This window comes from Streptomyces sp. BBFR51, from assembly GCF_044591655.1.
In the GTDB taxonomy this organism is placed as follows: Bacteria; Actinomycetota; Actinomycetes; order Streptomycetales; family Streptomycetaceae; genus Streptomyces.
Map to the genome: position 1 here is coordinate 3134912 of NZ_CP172448.1, position 25556 is coordinate 3160467.

At 72.0% G+C, this 25556-nt stretch carries 21 protein-coding genes; 13 read left to right on the forward strand and 8 right to left on the reverse strand.

All coding sequences use genetic code 11. The features are described from left to right. Positions 1-11 precede the first annotated feature (11 nt). Positions 12-608, reverse strand: a complete 597-nt coding sequence (locus tag ACGH7X_RS14185) for an NADPH-dependent FMN reductase (RefSeq protein ID WP_399885266.1) — start codon at positions 606-608, stop codon at positions 12-14. Between the two features lie 113 nt (positions 609-721). On the opposite strand from ACGH7X_RS14185, the gene ACGH7X_RS14190 reads away from it, so the two are divergent. After that, a complete protein-coding gene (locus ACGH7X_RS14190; protein WP_399885268.1) occupies positions 722-1558 on the forward strand; it encodes a helix-turn-helix domain-containing protein in 837 nt (278 codons plus the stop codon). Between the two features lie 28 nt (positions 1559-1586). Here ACGH7X_RS14190 and ACGH7X_RS14195 read toward each other — a convergent pair whose 3' ends face one another. From ACGH7X_RS14195 to ACGH7X_RS14205, 3 genes are read right to left on the reverse strand one after another with little or no spacing between them, the layout of a single operon-like run. Continuing rightward, on the reverse strand, positions 1587-3272 hold the full coding sequence (locus tag ACGH7X_RS14195) for a thiamine pyrophosphate-binding protein (RefSeq protein WP_399885270.1): 1686 nt from the start codon (positions 3270-3272) through the stop codon (positions 1587-1589). Beyond that, positions 3269-4258: an agmatinase gene (gene speB / locus ACGH7X_RS14200; protein ID WP_399885272.1), complete on the reverse strand. Its 990-nt coding sequence runs from the start codon at positions 4256-4258 to the stop codon at positions 3269-3271. Before speB ends, ACGH7X_RS14195 begins: the two co-directional genes overlap by 4 nt. Positions 4259-4310: 52 nt before the next feature. After that, positions 4311-5756, reverse strand: coding sequence for a sodium:solute symporter (locus tag ACGH7X_RS14205; RefSeq protein ID WP_399897005.1), 1446 nt, complete (start codon positions 5754-5756; stop codon positions 4311-4313). Positions 5757-5929: 173 nt separating this feature from the next. On the opposite strand from ACGH7X_RS14205, the gene ACGH7X_RS14210 reads away from it, so the two are divergent. Together ACGH7X_RS14210 and ACGH7X_RS14215 are read left to right on the forward strand one after the other, a co-directional pair. Further along, positions 5930-7732, forward strand: coding sequence for a helix-turn-helix domain-containing protein (locus tag ACGH7X_RS14210; RefSeq protein ID WP_399885273.1), 1803 nt, complete (start codon positions 5930-5932; stop codon positions 7730-7732). Between the two features lie 92 nt (positions 7733-7824). Beyond that, entirely contained in the window at positions 7825-8613 is a 789-nt protein-coding gene (locus tag ACGH7X_RS14215) for a phosphatase (protein WP_399885275.1), read from the forward strand. Positions 8614-8626: 13 nt separating this feature from the next. On the opposite strand, the gene ACGH7X_RS14220 is transcribed toward ACGH7X_RS14215, so the two are convergent. From ACGH7X_RS14220 to ACGH7X_RS14235, 4 genes are all read right to left on the reverse strand, one after another. Further along, a complete protein-coding gene (locus ACGH7X_RS14220) occupies positions 8627-9610 on the reverse strand; it encodes a cation diffusion facilitator family transporter (protein ID WP_399885277.1) in 984 nt (327 codons plus the stop codon). 5 nt (positions 9611-9615) lie between these two features. Continuing rightward, positions 9616-10497: an acyl-CoA thioesterase gene (locus ACGH7X_RS14225; RefSeq protein ID WP_399885279.1), complete on the reverse strand. Its 882-nt coding sequence runs from the start codon at positions 10495-10497 to the stop codon at positions 9616-9618. A 27-nt stretch (positions 10498-10524) separates the two neighbouring features. Continuing rightward, a complete protein-coding gene (locus ACGH7X_RS14230; RefSeq protein ID WP_399885281.1) occupies positions 10525-11682 on the reverse strand; it encodes an acyl-CoA dehydrogenase family protein in 1158 nt (385 codons plus the stop codon). Between the two features lie 131 nt (positions 11683-11813). Then, entirely contained in the window at positions 11814-12413 is a 600-nt protein-coding gene (locus ACGH7X_RS14235) for a TetR/AcrR family transcriptional regulator (protein WP_399885283.1), read from the reverse strand. A 96-nt stretch (positions 12414-12509) separates the two neighbouring features. Between ACGH7X_RS14235 and ACGH7X_RS14240 the strand changes: the two genes are divergently transcribed. From ACGH7X_RS14240 to ACGH7X_RS14285, 10 genes are all read left to right on the forward strand, one after another. Continuing rightward, entirely contained in the window at positions 12510-14126 is a 1617-nt protein-coding gene (locus ACGH7X_RS14240; protein ID WP_399885285.1) for a carboxyl transferase domain-containing protein, read from the forward strand. 49 nt (positions 14127-14175) lie between these two features. Further along, positions 14176-16176: an acetyl-CoA carboxylase biotin carboxylase subunit gene (locus tag ACGH7X_RS14245; RefSeq protein ID WP_399897008.1), complete on the forward strand. Its 2001-nt coding sequence runs from the start codon at positions 14176-14178 to the stop codon at positions 16174-16176. After that, entirely contained in the window at positions 16173-17123 is a 951-nt protein-coding gene (locus ACGH7X_RS14250) for a hydroxymethylglutaryl-CoA lyase (RefSeq protein WP_399885287.1), read from the forward strand. The genes ACGH7X_RS14245 and ACGH7X_RS14250 overlap by 4 nt, the downstream gene beginning before the upstream one ends. Positions 17124-17128: 5 nt before the next feature. Next, positions 17129-18289, forward strand: coding sequence for an acyl-CoA dehydrogenase family protein (locus ACGH7X_RS14255; protein WP_399897011.1), 1161 nt, complete (start codon positions 17129-17131; stop codon positions 18287-18289). Between the two features lie 128 nt (positions 18290-18417). Beyond that, complete coding sequence (locus tag ACGH7X_RS14260; protein ID WP_399885289.1) at positions 18418-19464, forward strand: ABC transporter substrate-binding protein; 1047 nt, start codon at positions 18418-18420, stop codon at positions 19462-19464. Between the two features lie 26 nt (positions 19465-19490). Beyond that, a complete protein-coding gene (locus tag ACGH7X_RS14265; RefSeq protein ID WP_399885291.1) occupies positions 19491-20351 on the forward strand; it encodes a siderophore-interacting protein in 861 nt (286 codons plus the stop codon). Between the two features lie 157 nt (positions 20352-20508). Then, the gene (gene desA, locus ACGH7X_RS14270) at positions 20509-21951 is read left to right on the forward strand and encodes a lysine decarboxylase DesA (RefSeq protein ID WP_399885293.1); all 1443 of its coding nucleotides are present in this window, start codon (positions 20509-20511) and stop codon (positions 21949-21951) included. 37 nt (positions 21952-21988) lie between these two features. Continuing rightward, the gene (locus tag ACGH7X_RS14275) at positions 21989-23230 is read left to right on the forward strand and encodes a lysine N(6)-hydroxylase/L-ornithine N(5)-oxygenase family protein (RefSeq protein ID WP_399897013.1); all 1242 of its coding nucleotides are present in this window, start codon (positions 21989-21991) and stop codon (positions 23228-23230) included. After that, positions 23227-23775 (forward strand): GNAT family N-acetyltransferase, encoded by a 549-nt coding sequence (locus ACGH7X_RS14280; protein WP_399885295.1) that lies wholly within the window; start codon positions 23227-23229, stop codon positions 23773-23775. The genes ACGH7X_RS14275 and ACGH7X_RS14280 overlap by 4 nt, the downstream gene beginning before the upstream one ends. Continuing rightward, entirely contained in the window at positions 23772-25544 is a 1773-nt protein-coding gene (locus ACGH7X_RS14285) for an IucA/IucC family protein (protein WP_399885297.1), read from the forward strand. The genes ACGH7X_RS14280 and ACGH7X_RS14285 overlap by 4 nt, the downstream gene beginning before the upstream one ends. Positions 25545-25556 lie beyond the last annotated feature (12 nt).

Sequence of the window (25556 nt, forward strand, 5' to 3'; positions counted from 1 at the left end):
CCGGTGCCTTCTCAGCCCGGGTAGGGGGCGGCGGCGCGGGCCGTGTGCAGCGCCGCCGCCCACCAGGCCAGCTGCTCGAACAGGGTCTTCGCGTACCCGGGGGCGTCGGCGTCGAGCGGGCTGCCGTCCTGCCACGCGGCGTAGTAGTTCGGGAAGGCGAGCCCGTCCCGGATGGTCACCGCGTGCAGTTCGGTCAGGACGTTCTCCAGGTGCAGCACGGCGTGCCTGCCACCCGCAGGGCCGCCGTAGCTGACGAAGGCGACCGGCTTGGCCTTCCACTGCGTGAAGTGCCAGTCGATGGCCGCCTTCAGGGACGCGGGGTAGCTGTGGTTGTACTCCGGCGTGACCAGGACGACCGCGTCGGCGCCGGCCAGCGCGGACGTCAGGGGCGCCATCCCCGCCGGGCGGGGGTAGTCGTCGCCGGCCTGCCTCGGAGAGACCGCGGGCAGCGTCAGAGGGACGTCGACCTCGGCGAGGTCGACGACCTCCACGTCGAAACCGCCGTGGCCACGGGCCTGCTCGGCCACCCAGGAACCCACCACGGGGCCGAACCGACCGTCCCGGACGCTGCCGACGAGGACCACGAGCTTGAGCTTGTCGTTGTTCATGTCCCTCACCATCGGGTCCGCCCGGCGGGGCAGCCAGACCGTGCTCAGGCTGGCCCCGGCAGGGCCAGCCTGAGCCCCGCCGGAGCGGCCGGAGCCGTCCTATCCTCGACGGCATGGGGACACCTCTGGGGGACTTCATCCGGGCCAGGCGGGACAGCACCCAGCCGGAGTCGCTGGGGCTGCCGGACCACGGCCGCAGGCGGTCACCGGGACTGCGGCGCTCGGACGTCGCGGCGCGGGCCGGGATCAGCGTCGAGTACCTGACGCGCATCGAGCAGGGCCGGGACCGTCACCCCTCCAACGCCGTGCTGCGGGCGATCGGCGACGCGCTGAGCCTCTCACCGGCCGAGCGCGACCACCTGCGCTACCTCGCGAAGATCACCGGCGGTGAGTGCACCGACCGCACCAGGCCCGCCCCGCCACGCCGCGAGGTGCGCCCGTCGGTCCTGGAGACGCTGCGCCTGCTGGAGCCGGGGATCGCACTGGTCACCAACCGGCTGGGGGACATCCTGGCCCGCACTCCCGCGTACGAGTCGGTGACGAGCGGCACGGGGCTGCTCGACGGCGACGCCCCGAACCTCACGCGGTACGTCTTCACCGACCCGCGGGCCCGGGAGTTCTTCGCCGACTGGGACGACGTCGCGGACGAGCAGGCCTTCGACCTGTGGCTCGGGCCCGCGGCGGAGAACTCCGAGTGGTTCACCGCGGATCTCGCACCGGCGGCGGGGCCGGAGTTCACCCGGCGGCTGAACCGGCACGTCGTTCCGGCGCGGGGCGTGCTCCGGCTGCGCCACCCCTCCGGGCCGGAGCTGCGGCTGCGGCGCGAGACGCTCGACGTCACCTCGGACGCGCAGCAGCTGCTGGTGCTGCTGCCGGCCGACGAGGAGACCGCGCGGGCCGTCGAGCGGCTCGGGCGTGGGTCGCGCGGCGGTCTGCGGGCCATCTCCTGACCCTTCCCGGCCGGGGTGGCCGGGCCCGTCAGCCGAGGTGGGTCGGCGCGAACATCCGCAGTACGGCGGGGAGGACGACCACCGACGGACCCGGTGCGGCGAGCGCCTTCGCGAGGTCCGTCTCCAGGGTCTGCGGGGACGTACGCAGTCCGGGCACGCCGAAGGACTCGGCGAGGGCGACGTAGTCGGGGCGGGTGAGTTCGGTCGCCGTCGGCTGCCCGAAGGCGTCGGTCATGTACTCGCGCAGGATGCCGTAGCCGCCGTCGTCGACGATGAGCCAGGTGACGTTCAGGTCGTACTGGCGTGCGGTGGCCAGTTCGGCGACGGAGTACAGGGCGCCGCCGTCGCCGGAGACGGCCAGTACCGGGTGGGTGGGGTCGGCGGCCGCGGCGCCGAGGGCCGCCGGGAAGCCGTAGCCGAGGCCGCCGGCGCCCTGGGCGGAGTGCATGGTGTTGGGGGCCTTGGCGTCGAAGGCGGACCACGCCCAGTAGGCCAGGATGGTCATGTCCCAGAAGGAGGGGGCGCCGGACGGGAGGGCGTTGCGGACGGCGGCGAGGACGTCCTGTTCGAGGGTGAGTTCCTGGGACGCGATGCGCTCGCGGACCTGGTCCAGTACCGCTCGTACGCGCTCGGGGGCGGTCGGGTCGGTGCGCTCCTCCACCGTTTCGAGGAGGGCCTGGAGCGCGAGGCGGGCGTCGGCGTGGATACCGAGGGCCGGGTGGTTGGACTCCAGCTTGCCGAGGTCGGCCTCGATCTGGATCACCCGGCCGCGGGGGGCGAACGTGTGGTAGTTCGAGGAGAGTTCACCGAGGCCGGAGCCGACCACGAGGAGCACGTCGGCGTCCTGGAGGAAGTCCGTGGTGTGGCGGTCCTCCAGCCAGGACTGGAGGGAGAGGGGGTGCGTCCAGGGGAAGGCGCCCTTGCCGCCGAAGGTCGTGACGACGGGGGCCTGGAGCCGCTCGGCCAGCTGCCGCAGCTTCTTCGACGCGTCCGCGCGGACGACGCCCCCGCCCGCGATGATCGCGGGGCGTCGCGCGCTCGACAGCAAGTGGGCCGCCAGCGCCGTGAGTTCGGGGCGCGGGGGCAGTTCCTCGGGGAAGGTGTCGCCGCCCGTCACCACGGGGATCGGGGTTTCGGCCAGGAGGACGTCCTGCGGGATCTCCACCCACACCGGGCCGTGCGGGACGGTCAGTGCCGAGGTCCACGCCTCCGCGATCGCGGACGGGATCTGGGACTGGGTGCGCACGGTGTGGACGGACTTCACCACGCCACGGAAGGAGGCGGCCTGGTCGGGGAGTTCGTGCAGGTAGCCGTGGCGGCCGCCGCCGAGGCCCGCCGTGGGGACCTGGCTGCCGATCGCCAGGACGGGGGCGGAGGCCGCCCGCGCCTCCTGGAGCGCGGCCAGCGAGGTGAGCGCGCCGGGGCCGGTCGACAGCAGCAGCGGGGCCGCCTCGCCGGTGATCCGGCCGTACGCGTCGGCCGCGAAACCGGCGTTGTTCTCCACCCGCAGGCCGATGTAGCGCAGGTCGGAGCGGCGCAGCGCGTCGAACATGCCGAGGGCGTGCTGGCCGGGCAGGCCGAAGACGGTGGTCGCGCCGAGCCCGGCCAGGGTCTCCACGACCAGGTCTCCGCCGTTGCGTCCGGGGGGAGGGTTCAGCGCGGCCTCCGTCTGGGCGGTGGTCGGACGGAGCACCAGGTCGTGGTCGTGGGTCACTTGCTCTCGGTCTCCTGGTCCGTCGCGCGGGCCTGCGCGATCTGGCGGGACATGATGGTGGTCAGTTCGTACGCGGTGTGGGACGCCGCGACCGAGGTGATCTCGGCGTGGTCGTAGGCGGGGGCGACCTCGACGACGTCGGCCGAGACCAGGTTGCAGGATGCCAGGCCGCGCAGGATCTCCAGCAGTTCGCGGGAGGTCATGCCGCCGGCCTCGGGGGTGCCGGTGCCGGGGGCGTGGGCGGGGTCGAGGCAGTCGATGTCGATGGAGATGTACAGGGGGCGGTCGCCGATGCGCTGCCTCAGCTGGTCGGCGACCTCGTCGGCACCGCGGCGGTAGATGTCCGCCGACGTCACGATGCCGAAGCCCATCTTCTCGTCGTCGGTGAGGTCCTTCTTGCCGTACAGGGGGCCGCGGGTGCCGACGTGGGAGAGCGCGGAGGTGTCGAGGACGCCCTCCTCGACCGCGCGCCGGAAGGGGGTGCCGTGCGTGTACTCGGCGCCGAAGTAGGTGTCCCAGGTGTCCAGGTGGGCGTCGAAGTGGAGCAGGGCGACCGGGCCGTGCTTCTTGGCGACCGAGCGGAGCAGCGGCAGGGCGATGGTGTGGTCGCCGCCCAGGGTCATCAGGCGGGCGCCGGTGCCGAGGAGGTCGTCGGCGGCGGCCTCGATCGTCTCGACGGCCTCGTTGATGTGGAAGGGGTTCACGGCGATGTCGCCGCCGTCCGCGACCTGGGCGAGGGCGAACGGGGCGGCGTTCTGGGCCGGGTTGTAGGGGCGCAGCAGGCGGGAGGCCTCGCGGATGGCGTTGCCGCCGAAGCGGGCGCCGGGGCGGTAGGAGACGCCCGAGTCGAACGGAACGCCCACGACGGCGACGTCGGCGGCGCCGACCTCGTCCAGGCGGGGCAGCCGGGCGAAGGTCGCGGGGCCGGCGTACCGGGGGACACGGGAGGAGTCGACGGGACCGCGGGGCGTCTCGTTGCTGCTCATGTACTGCCTTCCTTCTTACGCTTCGTCGCGTATGTACTGCTGCTGTCCGACTCTACTGGTGAGCCGGGACCGGCGGTTCGGGCGCGGTGTCGGGGGCCCGTCCGGCGAGACGTTCGCGCCAGGCGGTGAGGATCGCCTCGTCGGTGGGGCGGGTCGCCAGGGAGACGGCGACGTAGACGGCGAGGGAGGCGAGCAGGCCGTAGTAGACGGGCTCGTTGGCGAGGATGCCGTAGCCCGCCATCAGGCCGACGACCGCGAGTCCGCCGACGGCGACGGCGGCGAGGGCGCCCTGTGCGGTGCCGCGCTTCCACAGCAGTCCGCCGAGGATGGGGACGAGGAGGCCGCCGACGAGGAGGTTGTAGGCGACGGTGAGGGCCTCGACCACGTTGTTGAGGGCGATGGCGGTGCCGATGACGGCGAGGCCCATGACGAGGATGAACAGGCGGTTGCCCTTCACCTCGTCGTGCGCTTCGCCCTGTACGTCGCCGTGCTCGTCGTCCGTGCTGCGGATCACGCCGCGCAGTCGCGACCAGATGTCGTTGTTGGCGACGGTGGCGCAGGCGATGAGGGCTCCGGAGGAGGTGGACATCACGGCGGCCAGGGCGGCGGCCAGCACCAGTCCGCGTACGCCGACGGGGAGTTCGTCCTTGACGATGGTGGCGAAGGCGTCGTCGGGGCTTGCGAGCTTCGGGTAGAGGACCTTGGCGGCGGTGCCGATGACGGCGCCCGCGACGGCGTAGACGAGGCAGTAGGTGCCGGCGACGGTGCCGCCCCACTTCGCGGTGCGGTCGCTGCCCGCGGTGAAGACGCGCTGCCAGATGTCCTGACCGATGAGCATGCCGAAGGTGTAGATGAGGACATACGTGAAGATGGTCTCGCCGCCGACGCCCAGCGGGTCGAAGTACGAGGTGGGCAGCTGAGCCTTCATCTCGCCGAAGCCGCCGGCCTTGACGACGGCGATGGGCAGCAGCAGGAGCAGTACGCCGATGGTCTTCACCACGAACTGCACCATGTCGGTGAGCGTGATGGACCACATGCCGCCGAGCGTGGAGTAGGCGACGACGATGGAGCCGCCCAGGATGATCGCGAGGGTGCGGTTCACGTCGAAGAGGACGTCGAAGATGGTGGCGTAGGCGATGGTGGAGGTGACGGCCAGCATCAGGGTGTACGCCCACATGACGACGCCGGAGATGACGCCGGCCCGGCCGCCGTAGCGCAGGTCGAGCATCTCGGAGACGGTGTAGACCTTCAGGCGGGCGATGCGGGCCGAGAAGAAGACGGACAGGGCGAGCAGGCCGAGGCCGATGGTGACGACCATCCAGGCTCCGGAGAGTCCGTACTGGTAGCCGAGGCCGACGCCGCCGATGGTGGACGCGCCGCCGAGGACGATCGCGGCCATGGTGCCGGAGTACATCGCGGGGCCGAGGCGGCGGCCGGCGACGAGGAACTCGCTCTTGGACTTGGCGCGGCGCATGCCCCACCAGCCCATGGCCAGCATGCCGGCGAGGTAGACGACGATCACTGTGTAGTCGACGGCCGTGAGGGCCCTCCTTCGCGCACTCTCGACGGCGGGTCGTGCGGTGGTCGGGGTTGACACTAGGTGGCCGAAAAGCGACTGCGAAGTGTACGTTTCATCCACTTGGGATCGCTGGAATGGAGGAACCGTCCACCATGCAGGAGCCGGCCGCACCGCCCACTCCCCCGGTGTCCCTGGCGGCGCTGCTCTCCCGCGACGACCTGGGCCTGCGCCGGATCGCCGGGCCCCCGGCCGCCGACGTGAGGGTCCACTGGGCGCACACCTCGGAGATGTCCGACCCCTTTCCGTACCTGCTGGGCGGCGAGCTGCTGCTGACGGCGGGGGTGCACATCCCGCCCGGGGCGGGCGCGGCGTACTTCGGCGAGTACGTCTCGCGGATCGTGGCGGCGGGCGGCGCCGCGCTGGGCTTCGGGCTGGCGCCCGTATACGACACGGTGCCCGGGGCGCTGGTCGCGGCCTGCGAGGCGTCGGGGCTGGCGCTGGTGGAGGTGCCGCCGCGCACGACGTTCTCGGGCGTGGCCCGCGCGGTGTGGCAGCTGATGGCGCAGGCCAGGCTGGCCGAGCTGCGCCGGGTCTCGGAGGCTCAGCAGGGTCTGGCGACGGCGGCCGCGCGTCCTGACCCGGTGCCGTCGGTGCTGCGCCGGCTGGCCGCCCGGCTCGAGGGGCGGGCGGTGCTGTACGGACCGGACGGCGCGGAGATCGCTGCGGCGGGGCGGGAACCCGGGGAGGAGGTGCGGCGGGCGCTGGCCGAGCTGGCCCGGTTCGTCACCGGCCACGCCTCCACCACGGCCACGAACAGCGTCGCGGGCGCCCGGCTGGCCGCGTACGCCCTCGGCACCGGGCCGGGCTTCGTCCTCGGGATCGCGGCCCCGCAGCAGGAACCCGGGGACCACACCATCGCCTCGGTGGCCGCGGTCCTGCTCTCCCTGCTCACCGGCGAGCACCGCGGCGGCACGGGCGCGGCCCGCTCCTCGGCACTCGTGCGGCTGCTGCTGGGCGCCCGGCCCGAGGAAGTGGCGCCACTGCTCGGCTCACGGGACGGCGAGGGCCCCGCCCACTGGCACGTCGTGCACGCCCGCCCGACCGCCGGCCCCCCGGACCCCGTCTCCGCCTCAGCACTGGGCGCGGCCCTGGGCTCCCCGCTGGTCGACCCGTCCGGAGACGTCGTACGGGTACTCGTACCGGCGGCCCCCGAGGCAGCGTCAGGGTCAGCTTCCGGTGCGACGCCGAGTCCGGCGTCCGGGGAGGCTTCCGGGCCGGCGTCCGCGGCGACTTCCCGGCCCGGGGCCGGGGCGGCTTCCCGGTCGGCGTCCGGCGAGGCTTCCCGGTCCGCGGCCGGGGGCGCTTCCCGGTCCGCGACCGGGCCGACTTCCGGGTCCGCGGCCGAGCCGGCGTCCGGGTCCGCTTCCCGGTCGGCGGCCGGGCCGGCTTCCGGGTCCGCTTCCCGGTCGGCGTCCAGGGACGCTTCCCGGTCCGGGGCCGGGTCCGCGGCCGGGGCGGTCGCCGACGGCCGGGAACCGGCGTACGGTCCGGCGCCGCAGCCCGGCTGGACGCTCGGGGTCAGCGCGGCGGTCGCGCCCGCCGAGTGGGCGGTCGCCGACGCGCAGGCGGCCCGCGCGCTGGCGAGGGCGAGGGCGACGCGGGCGACGCTGGTGCGGCACCGCGACCGGCGCGCGTTCGCCGACCTCGTGCCCGACGGGGAGGCCGAGGCGCACGCGCGGGCGCTGCTCGCGCCGGTCGCGGCGACCCCCGCGCTCACCGAGACGCTGCGCGCCTGGCTGTCGCTGCACGGCAGCTGGGACCGTACCGCCGTCGCGCTGTCCGTGCACCGCAACACCGTGCGCCAGCGCATCGCCCGCTGCGCGGCCCTGCTGGAGGCGGACCTCGACGACCCGGACGTCCGGATGGAGCTGTGGTTCGCGCTGCGGCGCACGTGAGGGGGCGTGCCGAGGCGCGAGCGGGGCGTGACCCGCGTCCCAGCGGGTGACATGGCGGAGACTGACGCAGGCCGCTGCCCCACAATGGAGCCATGCCGATACCCGGGACACCCAGCCGCGCCGAACTCGCCGAGCACCTCGTCAGGACGCGTATCGCGGGCGACGTCGCCACGCCCCGCGAGAACAACCTCTCCCACTACCGGAAGCTGGCGAACGGCGACCGGGGCTTCTGGCTCGGCCTGGAGCTGCGCGACCGCTGGAGCGACGAGCAGGACGTGCTCGCGGTGATGGCGGAGCGCGTCGGCGTCAACGACGACCCGGAGTACCGGTACGGCCAGGACACCATCGACCCCGAGCTGACCGTGTCCGCGCTGGAGCGCATGGCGGGGCGGCTGCGCAAGGCCGCCGACGGGGGGCAGCGGGTGCTGTTCGCCACCGGCCACCCGGGCGGCCTGCTCGACGTGCACCGCGCCACGGCCGCCGCGCTGCGCGCCGCGGGCTGCGAGATCGTCGTGATCCCGGAGGGGCTGACGACGGAGGAGGGGTACGTCCAGCAGTTCGCGGACGTGGCGGTGCTGGAGCACGGCGCCTCGCTGTGGCACACCCACTCCGGCGAGCCGATGAAGGCGATCCTGACCGGCCTGGAGCGCGCCGGCCGCCCGCTGCCCGACCTGGTGGTGGCCGACCACGGCTGGGCGGGTTACGCCGGTCAGCACGGCGTGGACTCGCTCGGTTACGCGGACTGCAACGACCCGGCGCTCTTCCTCGCCGAGTCCGAGGGCACCCTCCAGGTCGCGATCCCGCTGGACGACCACGTGGTCAGCCCCCGCTACTACGACCCGATGACGGCGTACCTGCTGACGGAGGCGGGACTGAAGTAGCCCGTCGGCCCCGTCACGGCCAGGGGTTCAGCCCCTCCCGGCGGCGCTGCGCGAAACCCGGCGTCGGGTCCAGGTAGACCCGGCGCACGATCGGGAACTCCTCGCGCAGCCGCTGCTCGGCCCGCTCGCACGCCCACTCGATCTGCGCCGCCGTCGCCACGTCCCGGAAGTCGACCTTGGCGGCGACCAGCGCCTCCCGCGGCCCCTGCACGAGGGTGGTCAGCTCCAGTACGGCCTCGATGTGCTCGACGGCCACCAGTTCCGCCCGGATCCGCTCCCGCACGGTGCGGGGCAGCGGGCGGCCGACGAGGAACTCGGCGTTGGAGCGGCCCAGCACCCAGGCGACGTACAGCAGCAGGGCGCCGATGCACAGCGAGGCGACGCCGTCCCAGACGCCGGAGCCGCTGAGCTGCCCGCCGAGCAGTCCGCCCGCGGCCAGCAGCAGTCCGGCCAGCGCGGCGGAGTCCTCCATGACGACGGCCTTCACGGCGGTGTCCGGGGTGCGGCGCAGATAGCGGCCGAAGGAGACGCGGTGGTGGGCGGCCTCGCCGCGGACCTGTCTGAGGCCGGTGCGCAGCGAGTAGCCCTCCAGCACGAAGGCGACGGCCAGGACGATGTACGACACGAGCGGGTCGCCGAGGTCCTCGCCGTGGGTGAGTGTGTGGATGCCGTCGTAGAGGGAGAAGACCGCGCCGCCGACGAAGGTGGCGACGGCGGCGAGCAGCGCCCAGATGTAGCGCTCGGGTCCGTGGCCCAGGGGGTGGTCCTCGTCGGCGGGGCGCACGCTGCGTTTGAGCGAGGTCAGCAGCAGCACCTCGGTGACGGTGTCGGCGACCGAGTGCGCGGCCTCGGACAGCATCGCGCTGGATCCGCTGATCACACCGGCGACCGCCTTGGCGACGGCGATGCCCAGATTGGCGAAGGCGGCGACGAGCACCGTGAAGGTGCTGTCGCCGCCGCCGTTCTTCGCGTCCGCTGTGTCCCCTGTCTCCGCCATGCCCCTCAGTGTTCCCGAGGGACGCGCACCACGCCTTCCTGGACGACCGAGACGGCGAGCCGCCCGTCCTGCGTGTGGATGCGGGCCTGGCCGAGGCCCCGGCCGCCGGACGCGGACGGCGACTGCTGGTCGTACAACAGCCATTCGTCGGCGCGGAAGGGCCGGTGGAACCACATGGCGTGGTCCAGCGAGGCCCCGACGACGTCCCCGACGGCCCAGCCGCCGCGGCCGTGCGCGAGCAGGACCGAGTCGAGGAGGGTCATGTCGGAGACGTAGGTGGCGAGGACGACGTGCAGGAGGGGTGTGTCGACGGCACCGCCCAGTTTGCCGTTGGTGCGGAACCACACCTGGGAGTGCGGCTCGCGCGGGGTGCCGAAGTCGCCGTACGGCGGGTCGTCGACGTGGCGCAGGTCGACGGCCGCGCGGGCCTCCAGGAACCGTTCGACGGTCTCGGCGGGCAGGTGCGGATAGCCGCGCAGCCGTTCCTCGCCGGTGGGGAGGGTCGCCGGGTCCGGTGCGGGCGGCATCGGGGCCTGGTGGTCGAGGCCCTCCTCGTACGTCTGGAAGGACGCCGACAGGGTGAAGATCGGTTTGCCGTGCTGGACGGCGACCACGCGGCGGGTGGTGAAGGAGCGGCCGTCGCGCAGGCGGTCGACGTTGTAGACGATGGGGGCGCCGGGGTCGCCGGGGCGCAGGAAGTACGCGTGCAGGGAGTGCGCGTGCCGGTCCTCGGGGACGGTGCGCCCGGCGGCGACCATGGCCTGGGCGGCCACCTGCCCGCCGAAGACCCGGGGGACGACGGCGGAGCGGGAGTGGCCGCGGTAGATGTCCTCCTCGATCCGCTCGAGGTCGAGCAGGTCGAGGAGGGACTGGAGTGCTTCGCTCATGTCCTGGAGACCCTGAAGATCCGCGGTCTACAGGCCCATGTTCTTCGCGATGATCATCTTCATGACCTCGCTGGTGCCGCCGTAGATGCGGTTGACGCGGTTGTCCGCGTACAGGCGGGCGATCGGGTACTCGTTCATGTAGCCGTAGCCGCCGTGCAGCTGGAGGCAGCGGTCGATGACGCGGTGGGCGACCTCGGTGCAGAACAGCTTGGCGGACGCGGCCTCGGCGGGGGTGAGTTCACCGGCGTCCAGGGCCTCGGTGGCGCGGTCGGCGACGGCCTCGGCGGCGTCCACCTCGGCCTGGCAGGCGGCCAGCTCGAACTTGGTGTTCTGGAAGTGGGCGACCGGCTTGCCGAAGACGGTGCGGTCCTGGACGTACTGCTTGGCGAACCGGACGGCGGCCTTGGCCTGGGCGTAGGCGCCGAAGGCGATGCCCCAGCGCTCGGAGGCCAGGTTGTGGCCGAGGTAGGAGAAGCCCGTGTTCTCCTCGCCGAGCAGGTCCTCGACGGGGACCTTGACGTCGACGAAGGCCAGCTCGGCGGTGTCGGAGGTGCGCAGGCCGAGCTTGTCGAGCTTGCGGCCGACCGAGTAGCCCTCGGACTTGGTGTCCACGGCGAACAGGGATATGCCGTGGCGGCGGTCCTCGGCCGTGGGCGCGTCGGTGCGGGCGCAGACGATGACCTTGTCGGCGTGCACGCCGCCGGTGATGAAGGTCTTGGCGCCGTTGAGGACGTAGTGGGTGCCGTCCTCGGAGAGCTTGGCGGTGGACTTCATGCCGGCGAGGTCGGAACCGGTGCCGGGCTCCGTCATCGCGATGGCCCACATCTCCTCGCCGGTGACGAACTTCGGCAGGAAGCGCTTCTTCTGCTCGTCGGTGGCCAGCATGTTGATGTAGGGCAGGGCGAGCAGCACGTGGACGCCGGAGCCGCCGAACTGGACGCCCGCGCGGGCGGTCTCCTCGTACAGGACGGCCTCGAACTTGTGGCTGTCCATGCCCGCGCCGCCGAACTCCTCGGGCACGTTGATGCCGAAGATGCCCAGCTCGCCGAGCTTGTGGTAGAACTCGCGCGGCGCCTGGCCCGCGGCGAACCACTCGTCGTAGACGGGGACGACCTCGGCCTCGATGAAGGCGCGGAGGGTCTCCCGGAACGCCTCGTGGTCCTCGTTGAACACCGTACGGCGCACCGCGCCACCTCCAGGGTACGTATCTAAGCGCTTGCTCAGACTTCACCGTACCGGCGGGTAGACAGAGGCGTCCAGGGTGGGAGGTGGGTAACCCTCGTCACTCCCCGCTCCCCTCACCGCAACGCGCCCCCTCACTGCGCCCCCACCGCCGCGAACGCCCCCCGTGCCATCCGGTGCAGGAGTGCCGCCGTGACCGCGCGGCCCGGCAGGGCGCCGGGGCGGCCCAGGTGCGGGGTGGAGTTCAGGAGGCCGAAGACCGAGTGGACCGCGGAGCGGGCGGCGGGCTCGGCGACGGCCGGGTAGACCTCGCGGAGCACCCCGACCCACAGCTCGACGTACTGCCGCTGCAACTGCCGCACCATCTTGCGGTCGGTGTCCCGCAGGCGGTCCAGCTCGCGGTCGTGCAGGGTGATGAGCGGGCGGTCGTCGAGCGCGAAGTCGATGTGGCCCTCGATGAGCGAGTCGAGTACCGCGTCGGAGCCGGTCGCCGCACCCGCCTCCGCCAGCCGCCGCTTCGCCCCGGTGAGCAGCGAGTCGCTGATCCCGACCAGCAGCTCGGCGAGCATCGCGTCCTTGCCCGCGAAGTGCCGGTACAGCCCGGGTCCGCTGATGCCGACCGCGGCGCCTATCTCGTCGACGCCGACCCCGTGGAAGCCGCGCTCGGCGAAGAGCCGGGCGGCCTCCTTGAGGATCTGCTCGCGGCGGGTCGGGGCGTCGGTTCTGGTGGCCATGGAGTCAATTCTAGACAGGCGGGTTAGCGGTCGTTAACCTGAGGGAAACGCGTTAACGCTCATTAACTGGTCGACCACTGGTGAGGGGACCGCAGGATGCACGAGGCACCGGAGATGACGACGGCGGCTGATCCCGCGTCCGAATCCTTTCGGGCCAACGAGGAGGCGCACGGCGTCCTCGTTCAGGAGCTGCGCGGCAAGCTCGCGGCGGCCCGGCTCGGCGGCGGGGAGCGGGCGCGGGCCCGGCACACCGCGCGCGGCAAACTGCTGCCGCGCGACCGCGTGGACACACTGCTCGATCCGGGCTCGCCCTTCCTGGAGCTGGCGCCGCTCGCGGCCGACGGGCTCTACGACGGAGCGGCCCCGGCGGCCGGAGTCATCGCCGGGATCGGGCGGGTGAGCGGCCGGGAGTGCGTGATCGTCGCCAACGACGCCACCGTCAAGGGCGGCACGTACTACCCGATGACCGTGAAGAAGCACCTGCGGGCACAGGAGGTGGCGCTGGAGAACCGGCTGCCGTGCCTGTACCTGGTCGACTCGGGAGGCGCGTTCCTGCCGATGCAGGACGAGGTCTTCCCGGACCGCGAGCACTTCGGGCGGATCTTCTACAACCAGGCCCGGATGTCCGGCGCCGGCATCCCGCAGATCGCCGCCGTCCTCGGCTCCTGCACGGCGGGCGGCGCGTACGTCCCGGCGATGAGCGACGAGGCGGTGATCGTCCGCAATCAGGGCACGATCTTCCTGGGCGGACCGCCGCTGGTGAAGGCGGCCACCGGCGAGGTGGTCACGGCGGAGGAGCTGGGCGGCGGCGAGGTCCACTCCCGGGTCTCGGGCGTGACCGACCACCTGGCCGAGGACGACGCGCACGCCCTGCGGATCGTGCGGCAGATCGTCTCCACCCTGCCGGAGCGCGGCACGCTCCCCTGGGGCGTCGAGCAGGCCGTCGAGCCGAAGGTGGACCCGCAGGGGCTGTACGGCGCGGTCCCGGTCGACTCCCGCACCCCCTACGACGTCCGCGAGGTCATCGCGCGCGTGGTGGACGGCTCCCGGTTCGCCGAGTTCAAGTCCGAGTACGGGCAGACCCTGGTCACCGGCTTCGCCCGCGTCCACGGCCACCCCGTCGGCATCGTCGCCAACAACGGCATCCTGTTCTCCGAGTCGGCCCAGAAGGGCGCCCACTTCATCGAGCTGTGCGACCAGCGCGGCATCCCGCTGGTCTTCCTCCAGAACATCTCCGGGTTCATGGTGGGCAGGGACTACGAGGCCGGTGGCATCGCCAAGCACGGCGCCAAGATGGTGACGGCGGTGGCGTGCACGCGGGTGCCCAAGCTGACGGTGGTCGTCGGCGGGTCGTACGGCGCCGGGAACTACTCGATGTGCGGGCGGGCGTATTCGCCGCGCTTCCTGTGGATGTGGCCCAACGCCAAGATCTCCGTCATGGGCGGCGAGCAGGCCGCGTCCGTGCTGGCCACGGTGAAGCGGGACCAGCTGGAGGCGCGCGGCGAGGAGTGGCCGGCCGAGGAGGAGGAGACCTTCAAGGCACCGATCCGCGCCCAGTACGAGAGCCAGGGCAACGCCTACTACGCGACCGCCCGCCTGTGGGACGACGGGGTCATCGAGCCCGCCGACACCCGGCAGGTGCTGGGTCTGGCCCTGACCGCGTGTGCCAACGCGCCGCTGGGCGAGCCCCGGTTCGGCGTCTTCCGGATGTGAGGAGGGGACTTCGATGGGAAGCGCGACGGGCAACGCCATGGGGAGCTTGATGTTCGACACGGTACTGGTGGCCAACCGCGGTGAGATCGCGGTGCGGGTCGTCCGGACGCTGCGCTCGATGGGCGTGCGTTCGGTGGCGGTCTTCTCCGACGCCGACGCGGACGCGCGGCACGTACGGGAGGCCGACGAGGCGGTACGGATCGGCCCGGCGCCCGCGACGGAGAGCTATCTGTCCGTCGAGCGGCTGCTGGAGGCGGCGGCCCGGACGGGGGCGCAGGCCGTGCACCCGGGGTACGGCTTCCTCGCCGAGAACGCCGGTTTCGCGCGGGCCTGCGAGGAGGCGGGGCTGGTCTTCATCGGGCCGGGCGCCGACGCCATCGCCCTGATGGGCGACAAGATCCGCGCCAAGGAGACGGTGAAGGCGGCCGGGGTGCCGGTGGTGCCCGGCTCCAGCGGCAGCGGGCTCACGGACGAGCAGCTCGCCGACGCCGCCCGCGAGATCGGGATGCCGGTGCTGCTCAAACCGTCGGCCGGCGGGGGCGGCAAGGGCATGCGGCTGGTGCGGGACGCCGCCGTGCTCGCCGACGAGATCGCCGCCGCCCGCCGGGAGGCCCGCGCCTCCTTCGGCGACGACACGCTGCTGGTGGAGCGGTGGATCGACCGGCCCCGGCACATCGAGATCCAGGTGCTGGCCGACGGCCACGGGAACGTGGTGCACCTGGGCGAGCGCGAGTGCTCGCTCCAGCGCCGGCACCAGAAGGTGATCGAGGAGGCGCCGAGCGTGCTCCTGGACGAGGCGACCCGCGCCGCGATGGGCGAGGCGGCCGTGCAGGCGGCCCGCTCCTGCGGCTACCGGGGCGCGGGCACGGTGGAGTTCATCGTGCCGGGCAGCGACCCCTCCCAGTACTACTTCATGGAGATGAACACCCGTCTCCAGGTCGAGCACCCGGTGACCGAGCTGGTCACGGGCCTGGACCTGGTGGAGTGGCAGCTCCGGGTGGCGGCGGGCGAGCCGCTCGGCATCGTGCAGGAGGACGTCCGGCTGACCGGGCACGCGATCGAGGCCCGCCTGTGCGCCGAGGACCCCTCGCGGGGCTTCCTCCCCTCCGGCGGCACGGTGCTGCGGCTGCGCGAGCCCGAGGGCGACGGCGTGCGCACCGACTCGGGGCTCAGCGAGGGCACCGAGGTCGGCAGCCTGTACGACCCGATGCTGTCCAAGGTGATCGCCTACGGCCCCGACCGGGAGACCGCGCTGCGCAGGCTCCGGGCGGCCCTGGCCGGGACGGTCACGCTCGGCGTGCAGACGAACGCCGGGTTCCTGCGGCGGCTGCTCGCGCACCCGGCGGTGGTGGCGGGCGACCTGGACACCGGGCTGGTGGAGCGGGAGGTGGACGGCCTGGTCTCCACGGACGTGCCGGAGGAGGTGTACGAGGCGGCGGCGGCCGTACGGCTGGAGGCGCTGCGCCCGCGCGGTGACGGCTGGACGGACCCGTTCTCGGTGCCGAACGGCTGGCGCACCGGGGGCGAGCCGAAGCCCGTCGCCTTCCCGCTGCGTGCGCCGGGACTCGAACCCGTCACGCACACCCCGCGCGGCACCCACACCGTCACCGACGACCGGGTCGCCGTCACCCTGGACGGCGTCCGGCACACCTTCCACCGCGCCGCCGACTGGATCGGCCGTGACGGCGACGCCTGGCACGTGCGCGACCACGACCCGGTCGCCGCCTCCCTCACCCGGGCGGCGCACGCGGGCGCCGACTCGCTGACCGCGCCGATGCCGGGCACGGTGACGGTGGTGAAGGTCGCCGTCGGCGACGAGGTGAGCGCGGGCCAGAGCCTGCTGGTGGTGGAGGCGATGAAGATGGAGCACGTCATCTCCGCCCCGCACGCGGGCACCGTCGCCGAGCTGGACGTGGCGCCCGGCACCACGGTCGCCATGGACCAGGTGCTCGCGGTCATCACCCCCGCCGACGACGCGAAGGACGCGCAGAACGCACAGGACGTGAAGGACGTGAAGGACGTGAAGGACGTGAAGGAGGAGACGGCATGAACGCCCCGGAGCCGGCCCTGCCGATGACCGTGCCGGCCGACGGCCTGCCCGCCCGCGTCCGTATCCACGAGGTCGGCGCGCGCGACGGACTGCAGAACGAGAAGGCGACCGTCCCCACGGTCGTCAAGGCGGAGTTCGTCCGCCGCCTGGCCGACGCGGGCCTGACCACCATCGAGGCGACGAGCTTCGTCCACCCGAAGTGGGTCCCCCAGTTGGCGGACGCCGAGGAGCTGTACCCGGCGGTGTCCGACCTGCCGGTGTCGCTGCCGGTCCTGGTGCCCAACGAGCGCGGCCTGGACCGGGCGCTGGCGCTGGGCGCCCGGAGCGTGGCGGTCTTCGCCAGCGCCACCGAGTCCTTCGCCAAGGCCAACCTCAACCGCACGCTGGACGAGGCGCTGGCCATGTTCGAGCCGGTGGTGGCCCGGGCGAAGGACGCGGACGGCATCCGCGTACGGGGCTATCTGTCGATGTGCTTCGGCGACCCGTGGGAGGGCCCGGTGCCCGTCCCGCAGGTGGTGCGGGTCTGCCGGGCCCTGCTGGACATGGGCTGCGACGAACTGAGCCTCGGCGACACCATCGGGGTGGCGACCCCGGGGCACGTGAGCGCCCTGCTGACCGCGCTGGGCGAGGCCGGTGTCCCCGTGGACCGGATCGGCGTCCACTTCCACGACACCTACGGCCAGGCCCTGTCCAACACCCTCACCGCCCTGCGGCACGGCGTGACGACCGTCGACGCCTCCGCCGGCGGCCTCGGCGGCTGCCCCTACGCGAAGTCCGCCACCGGCAATCTCGCCACCGAAGACCTCGTGTGGATGCTGCGCGGCCTCGGCATCGACACCGGGGTCGACCTCGGCCGTCTCGTCGCCACAAGCGTCTGGATGGCCGCCCACCTGGGCCGACCCAGCCCGTCCCGCACCGTACGAGCCCTCTCCCACCAGGAGTCGTGAACGACATGGACCACAAGCTCTCCCCCGAACTGGAAGAACTGCGCCGCACGGTCGAACAGTTCGCGCACGACGTGGTGGCGCCGAAGATCGGCGACTTCTACGAGCGGCACGAGTTCCCGTACGAGATCGTCCGCGAGATGGGCCGCATGGGGCTGTTCGGGCTGCCGTTCCCGGAGGAGTACGGCGGCATGGGCGGCGACTACTTCGCGCTGGGCGTGGCCCTGGAGGAGCTGGCCCGGGTCGACTCGTCGGTGGCGATCACGCTGGAGGCGGGCGTCTCGCTGGGCGCGATGCCGGTCCACCTGTTCGGCACCGAGGAGCAGAAGCGCGAGTGGCTGCCCCGGCTGTGCTCGGGCGAGATCCTGGGCGCGTTCGGCCTGACCGAGCCGGACGGCGGCAGCGACGCGGGCGCGACCCGCACGACGGCCCGCCTGGACGAGGCGACGAACGAATGGGTCATCAACGGCACCAAGTGCTTCATCACCAACTCGGGCACGGACATCACGGGCCTGGTGACGGTCACGGCGGTCACCGGCCGCAAGCCGGACGGACGTCCCCTGATCTCGGCGATCATCGTCCCGTCGGGCACCCCGGGCTTCACGGTGGCCGCCCCGTACTCGAAGGTCGGCTGGAACGCCTCGGACACCCGTGAGCTGTCCTTCGCCGACGTCCGGGTCCCGGCGGCGAACCTGCTGGGCGAGCGGGGCCGGGGCTACGCGCAGTTCCTGCGCATCCTGGACGAGGGCCGGGTGGCCATCGCGGCGCTGGGCACGGGGCTCGCGCAGGGCTGTGTGGACGAGTCGGTCGCCTATGCGAAGGAACGTCACGCCTTCGGCAAGCCCATCGGCGCCAACCAGGCCATCCAGTTCAAGATCGCCGACATGGAGATGAAGGCGCACACCTCCCGCCTCGCCTGGCGCGACGCGGCCTCGCGCCTGGTGACGGGCGAGCCCTTCAAGAAGGAGGCGGCGCTGGCGAAGCTGTACTCGTCGACGGTCGCCGTGGACAACGCCCGGGAGGCCACGCAGATCCACGGCGGCTACGGCTTCATGAACGAGTACCCGGTGGCCCGCATGTGGCGGGACGCGAAGATCCTGGAGATCGGCGAGGGCACCAGCGAGGTCCAGCGGATGCTGATCGCACGGGAGTTGGGGCTGGTGAGCTGAGGCTCGCACACCGCGGGGGTGGGGCCGCGACGGCCCCACCCCTGGACAAGATCTGAGGTTAGGCTAACCTACCTTCGAATTGTCCCGCAGAGCGCGACGCTCCGCACCGTTCGAAGGCAGCCACCACCATGTCCAACGCCAGAGTCACCCACCCGACCCGCCGCGGAATCCTCGCCGCCGGCGGCGCCCTCGGCCTCGGTGCCGTGCTCGCGGCCTGCGGGGACGACGACGCGAAGAGCGGTGGTTCGGGCGACGGGACGGACGCTGCGAAGTCCGGCCCCTGGTCCTTCAAGGACGACCGCGGCACGACCGTGAAGCTGGACGAGGTGCCGACGAGCATCGTCGCCTTCACGGGTGTCGCCGCCGCCCTCTTCGACTACGGCGTCCAGGTCAAGGGCGTCTTCGGGCCCACCACGACCAAGGACGGCAAGCCCGACGTCCAGGCCGGCGACCTCGACGTCGACAAGGTCACCGTCCTCGGCAACGAGTGGGGCAAGCTCAGCGTCGAGAAGTACGCGGCCCTCGCCCCCGAGGTGCTCGTCACCACGACCTTCGACACCGCTGGCACCCTGTGGTCCGTCCCGGAGGAGTCCAAGGACAAGGTCGCCAAGCTCGCCCCGAGCGTGGCGATCTCGGTCTTCGACCGCCAGCTCACCAAGCCGCTCCAGCGCATGTGGGAGCTGGCGGAGTCGCTCGGCGCGGACATGAAGGCCAAGAAGGTCACCGACGCCAAGGCCGCCTTCGACAAGGCCGCCGCCCGGCTGCGCGCGGCCGCCAAGGCCAGGCCCGAGATCAGGGTACTGGCCGGCTCCGCGAGCCCCGACCTGTTCTACGTCTCCGGCACCAACCTCTCCGTGGACCTGGAGTACTTCAAGGCCCTCGGCGTGAACTTCGTCGAGCCCTCCGAGGCTGCCAAGAAGGCCACCGGCGGCTGGTTCGAGTCCCTGAGCTGGGAGAACGTCGACAAGTACCCGGCCGACGTCATCATCATGGACGACCGCGCCTCGACCATCCAGCCCGCGGACATCTCCGAGGGCACCTGGAAGCAGCTCCCCGCGGTCAAGGCCGGCCAGGTCATCGCCCGCTCCCCCGAGCCGATCCTGTCCTACGACAAGTGCACGCCGCTGCTTGACAACCTGGCCGAGGCGATCGAGAACGCCAAGAAGGTCGGCTGACCCACCACCTTTCTCCGGAGCCCCTCATGACGACGGCCGTAGCCGCCCCGTTCCGCTTCTTCTCCCTCAGGGTCGCAGGGACGATGCGGCTCGGCCCGTCCCTGGCCCGCGTCACCTTCGCGGGGCCCGACCTGCGCGCCTTCCACTCCGACGGCCTCGACCAGTCGCTGTCGCTGTTCCTGCCGCACCCGGGGCAGGCGGAGCCCGCGGTACCCGTCGAGCTGGGCGACAGCTGGTGGCAGGGCTGGCGTGAACTGCCGGACGACGTACGGGCGGTGATGCGCTCGTACACGCTCAGGGCGCTGCGCCGCGGCCCCGGCGGGCACACTGCCGAGATCGACGTCGACTTCGTGCTGCACGGCGTCGAGCCGGGGTCGGCGCTCCAGGCGGGTCCCGCCGCCCGCTGGGCCGCCGAGGCCACCGCCGGCGACCGGGTCCTGCTGCTCGGCCCGGCGGTCGCCGAGAACCGGGCGATCCGCTTCCGGCCGCCCGAGGACACCGACCTGGTGGTGATCTGGGGCGACGAGACCGCCGTACCGGCCGCCTGCGCCATCGTGGAGTCCCTGCCGGCCGGCACCCGCGCGCGGGTCTGGCTGGAGGTGCCGCACGCCGAGGACGTGCAGGAAGTGACGACCGCGGCGGACGCCGAGGTCACCTGGCTGGTCAAGGAGGCCGCCGGCGGTCCCGAGACGGCCCTCGCCGCCCTCCGCGCCGCCGGACTCCCGCCCGCCGGGCAGCCGTACGTCTGGCTCGCCGGCGAGTCCGGGTGCGTCAAGGCGCTGCGCCGGCACTTCGTGGGCGAGCGCGGCGTCGACCGCCGCCGGGTCACCTTCGTGGGCTACTGGCGCCAGGGACTGACAGAGGAACAGCTCCGCGAGCGGGGCTGACGACCGGACACACGGGGCGCCAGTGACGGTGGTCACGCACAGGCATGTGTTCGAGCCGTCCAAGTTAGGTTAGGCTCACCTAAGTTGAATCAAGGGTTCCGGGTCTGCCCATGCCCGCCCCCCCCTCTCGGCCCGTCCCCAACCGGAGGACCTCCGCATGCGTTCGCACCTGCTCAACGACACCACTACGGAGCACTACCGCCGCTCCGTGATCGAAGGAGTCGAGCGGGTGGCCGCCAAACTCGCCACCACCGACCGCCCGTTCACCGGCGTCACCGCCGACGCCCTCTCCCCCCGCATCGACGGGATCGACCTCGACCGGCCCCTGCACGACACGGCCGCGGTCCTCGACGAGCTGGAGGACGTCTACCTCCGTGACGCCGTCTACTTCCACCACCCCCGCTACCTCGCCCACCTCAACTGCCCCGTGGTCATCCCGGCGGTGCTGGGCGAGGCCGTACTGTCCGCCGTCAACTCCTCCCTGGACACCTGGGACCAGTCGGCCGGCGGCACGCTCATCGAGCGGAAACTGATCGACTGGACCACCGCCCGGATCGGCCTCGGCCCCGCCGCCGACGGCGTGTTCACCTCCGGCGGCACGCAGTCCAACCTCCAGGCGCTGCTGCTGGCCCGCGAGGAGGCGAAGGCCGAGAGCCTCGCCGACCTCAGGATCTTCGCCTCCGAGGTCAGCCACTTCAGCGTGCGGAAGTCGGCGAAACTGCTCGGTCTCGGCCCCGACGCCGTCGTCTCGATCCCCGTCGACCACGACAAGCGCCTGCAGACCGTCGCCCTCGCCCGTGAGCTGGAGCGCTGCGCGAAGGACGGCCTCGTCCCCATGGCCGTCGTCGCCACCGGCGGCACCACCGACTTCGGCTCCATCGACCCGCTGCCGGAGATCGCCGGGCTGTGCGAGCAGTACGGCGTGTGGATGCACGTCGACGCGGCCTACGGCTGCGGGCTGCTCGCCTCCCTGAAGTACCGGGACCGCCTCACCGGCATCGAGCGGGCCGACTCGGTCACCGTGGACTACCACAAGTCCTTCTTCCAGCCGGTGAGTTCGTCCGCCGTGCTGGTCCGGGACTCGGCCACCCTGCGCCACGCCACCTACCACGCGGAGTACCTCAACCCGCGCCGCATGGTGCAGGAACGTATCCCCAACCAGGTGGACAAGTCCCTCCAGACGACCCGCCGCTTCGACGCGCTCAAGCTGTGGATGACGCTGCGCGTGATGGGTGCCGACGGCATCGGCCGGCTCTTCGACGAGGTGTGCGACCTCGCCGTCGAGGGCTGGAAACTGCTCGCCGCCGACCCGCGCTTCGACGTGGTGGTCGAACCGTCGCTGTCCACGCTGGTCTTCCGCTGCATCCCGGCGGCCGTCACCGACCCCGCCGAGATCGACCGCGCCAACCTGTACGCGCGCAAGGCCCTGTTCGCCTCCGGCGACGCCGTGGTCGCGGGCACCAAGGTGGCCGGGCGCCACTACCTGAAGTTCACCCTGCTCAACCCCGAGACGACCACGGCCGACATCGCCGCCGTCCTCGACCTGATCGCCGGCCACGCCGAGCAGTACCTGGGAGAGTCCCTTGACCGCGCATCCTGAGTCCGCGCTTCCTGAAGCCAGCGCCGCGTACGACTTCGTGGGCATCGGCCTCGGCCCCTTCAACCTCGGCCTCGCCTGCCTCACCGAGCCCGTCGCCGAGCTGAACGGCGTCTTCCTGGAGTCCAAGCCCGACTTCGAGTGGCACGCCGGCATGTTCCTGGACGGCGCCCACCTCCAGACCCCGTTCATGTCGGACCTGGTCACGCTCGCCGATCCGACCTCCCCGTACTCCTTCCTCAACTACCTGAAGGAGAAGGGCCGGCTGTACTCCTTCTACATCCGGGAGAACTTCTACCCGCTGCGCGTCGAGTACGACGACTACTGCCGCTGGGCCGCCAACAAACTGAGCAGCGTCCGCTTCTCCACGACGGTCACCGAGGTCACGTACGACGAGCGCGAGGAGCTGTACGCCGTAGCGACCACCGCAGGCGACACCTACCGGGCCCGCCGCCTCGTCCTCGGCACCGGCACCCCGCCGCACATCCCCGACGCCTGCCGGGGCCTGGCGGGCGACTTCCTCCACAACTCCCGGTACGTCCAGCACCGTGCGGAGCTGGTCAAGAAGAAGTCGATCACGCTGGTCGGCAGCGGCCAGTCCGCCGCCGAGATCTACCACGACCTGCTCGGCGAGATCGACGTCCACGGCTACCAGCTCAACTGGGTGACCCGCTCCCCGCGCTTCTTCCCCCTCGAATACACCAAGCTCACCCTCGAGATGACCTCCCCGGAGTACGTGGACTACTACCACGCGCTGCCCGAGGACACCCGCTACCGCCTCACGGCCGAGCAGAAGGGCCTGTTCAAGGGCATCGACGGCGACCTGATCAACGAGATCTTCGACCTGCTCTACCAGAAGAAGCTCGCCGGTCCGGTCCCCACCCGCCTGCTCACCAACTCGGCGCTGACAAGCGCCCGGTACGCGGACGGCACGTACACGCTGGGGTTCCGCCAGGAGGAGCAGGACACGGACTTCGAGATCGACACCGAGGGCCTGGTGCTCGCCACCGGCTACCGGTACACCGAGCCGGAGTTCCTCAAGCCCGTCCGCGACCGGCTGCGCTACGACTCCCACGGCAACTTCGACATCGCCCGCAACTACGCCGTGGACGTCACGGGAGGCGGCGTGTTCCTGCAGAACGCGGGAGTCCACACGCACAGCGTCACCAGCCCCGACCTGGGCATGGGCGCCTACCGCAACAGCTGCATCGTCCGGGAGCTGCTCGGCCGCGAGTACTACCCGGTCGAGAAGACGATCGCGTTCCAGGAGTTCTCCATATGAGCACGGCCACCACCGCAATCGGCGCGCTGACCCTGCGCCCCCTCGACCCGCTGCACGACGCCGAGCTGCTGCACGGCTGGCTCACCCACCCCAAGTCCGCGTACTGGATGATGCAGGACGCCAAGCTGGTGGACGTCGAGCGGGCGTACATGGAGCTGGCCGCCGACGAGCACCAGGAGGCCCACCTCGGCCTGCACGACGGGGTCCCCGCCTTCCTGATGGAGCGCTACGACCCGGTCCACCGCGAGCTGGTCGGGCTGTACGAGCCCGAGCCGGGCGACGTCGGCATGCACTTCCTGGTCGCCCCCACCGACCGGCCGGTACACGGCTTCACCCGCGCCGTGCTCACCACGGTCATGGCCGAACTCTTCGCCGACCCGGCCACCACACGGGTCGTCGTCGAACCGGACGTCACCAACACCGCCGTCCACGCCCTGAACGCAGCCGTCGGATTCGTGCCCGAGCGCGAGATCCAGAAGCCGGAGAAGAAGGCGTTGCTGAGCTTCTGCACCCGTGAGCAGTTCGAGAGGGCGGTGTCCGCATGAGCCTCGCCGACGCCGTCGCCCACCTCTCCCCCGAACGTTGGGAGCGGGCCAACCGCCTCCTCGTCCGCAAGGCGCTGGCCGAGTTCACGCACGAGCGGCTGATCACGCCGGAGCACTCCACAGGCGACACGTACGTCGTCCGCAGCGACGACGGCCTGACCCGCTACCGCTTCACCGCGACCGTCCGCGCCCTGGACCACTGGCAGGTGGACGCCGACTCGATCACCCGCCACCGCGACGGGAGCGAACTCCCGCTCGCCGCACTGGACTTCTTCATCGAGCTGAAGGAGTCGCTGGGCCTGAGCGAGGAGATCCTGCCCGTCTACCTGGAGGAGATCTCCTCCACCCTCTCCGGCACCTGCTACAAGCTCACCAAGCCGCAGCTCACCTCCGCCGAGCTGGCGCGGGCCGGCTTCCAGGCCGTCGAGACCGGCATGACCGAGGGCCACCCCTGCTTCGTCGCCAACAACGGGCGGCTCGGCTTCGGCGTCCACGAGTACCTGTCGTACGCCCCCGAGACCGCGAGCCCGGTCCGCCTGGTGTGGCTGGCCGCGCACCGCTCGCGGGCGGCGTTCACGGCGGGCGTGGGCATCGAGTACGAGTCCTTCGTACGGGACGAGCTGGGCGAGGGGACCGTCGACCGCTTCCACCGCGTGCTGCGCGAGCGCGGCCTGGACCCGGCCGACTACTTTTTCATCCCGGTCCACCCCTGGCAGTGGTGGAACAAGCTCACCGTCACCTTCGCCGCCGAGGTCGCCCGCGGGCACCTGGTCTGCCTCGGCGAGGGCGACGACGAGTACCTGGCCCAGCAGTCCATCCGCACCTTCTTCAACGCCTCGCACCCCGAGAAGCACTATGTGAAGACGGCCCTGTCCGTCCTCAACATGGGCTTCATGCGCGGTCTGTCGGCGGCGTACATGGAGGCCACCCCGGCCATCAACGACTGGCTGGCCCAGCTCATCGAGGGCGACCCGGTGCTGAAGTCGACGGGGCTGAGCATCATCCGGGAGCGGGCGGCCGTGGGCTACCGGCACCTGGAGTACGAGCGGGCCACCGACCGCTACTCGCCGTACCGCAAGATGCTGGCGGCGCTGTGGCGGGAGAGCCCGGTCCCGTCCCTCCAGGACGGGGAGTCCCTCGCCACCATGGCCTCCCTCGTCCACGTCGACCACGAGGGCGCCTCCTTCGCGGGCGCGCTGATCGAGCGGTCCGGGCTGACGCCCACCGAGTGGCTGCGGCACTACCTGCGGGCCTACTACGTCCCGCTGCTGCACAGCTTCTACGCCTACGACCTGGTGTACATGCCGCACGGCGAGAACGTGATCCTCGTGCTGGAGGACGGCGTGGTGCGGCGGGCGATCTACAAGGACATCGCCGAGGAGATCGCGGTGATGGACCCGGACGCCGTGCTGCCGCCGGAGGTCGCCCGCATCGCGGTGGACGTGCCGGACGACAAGAAGCTCCTGTCGATCTTCACGGACGTCTTCGACTGCTTCTTCCGCTTCCTCGCCGCGAACCTCGCGGAGGAGGGCATCGTGGAGGAGGACGGCTTCTGGCGGACGGTCGCCGAGGTCACCCGCGAGTACCAGGCGTCGGTGCCGGAACTGGCCGACAACTTCGACCGGTACGACATGTTCGCGCCCGAGTTCGCGCTGTCCTGCCTCAACCGGCTCCAACTGCGCGACAACCGGCAGATGGTGGACCTCGCGGACCCGTCCGGCGCGCTCCAGCTCATCGGGAACCTGAAGAACCCCCTCGCGGGGCTCTGATCCGCAAACGGG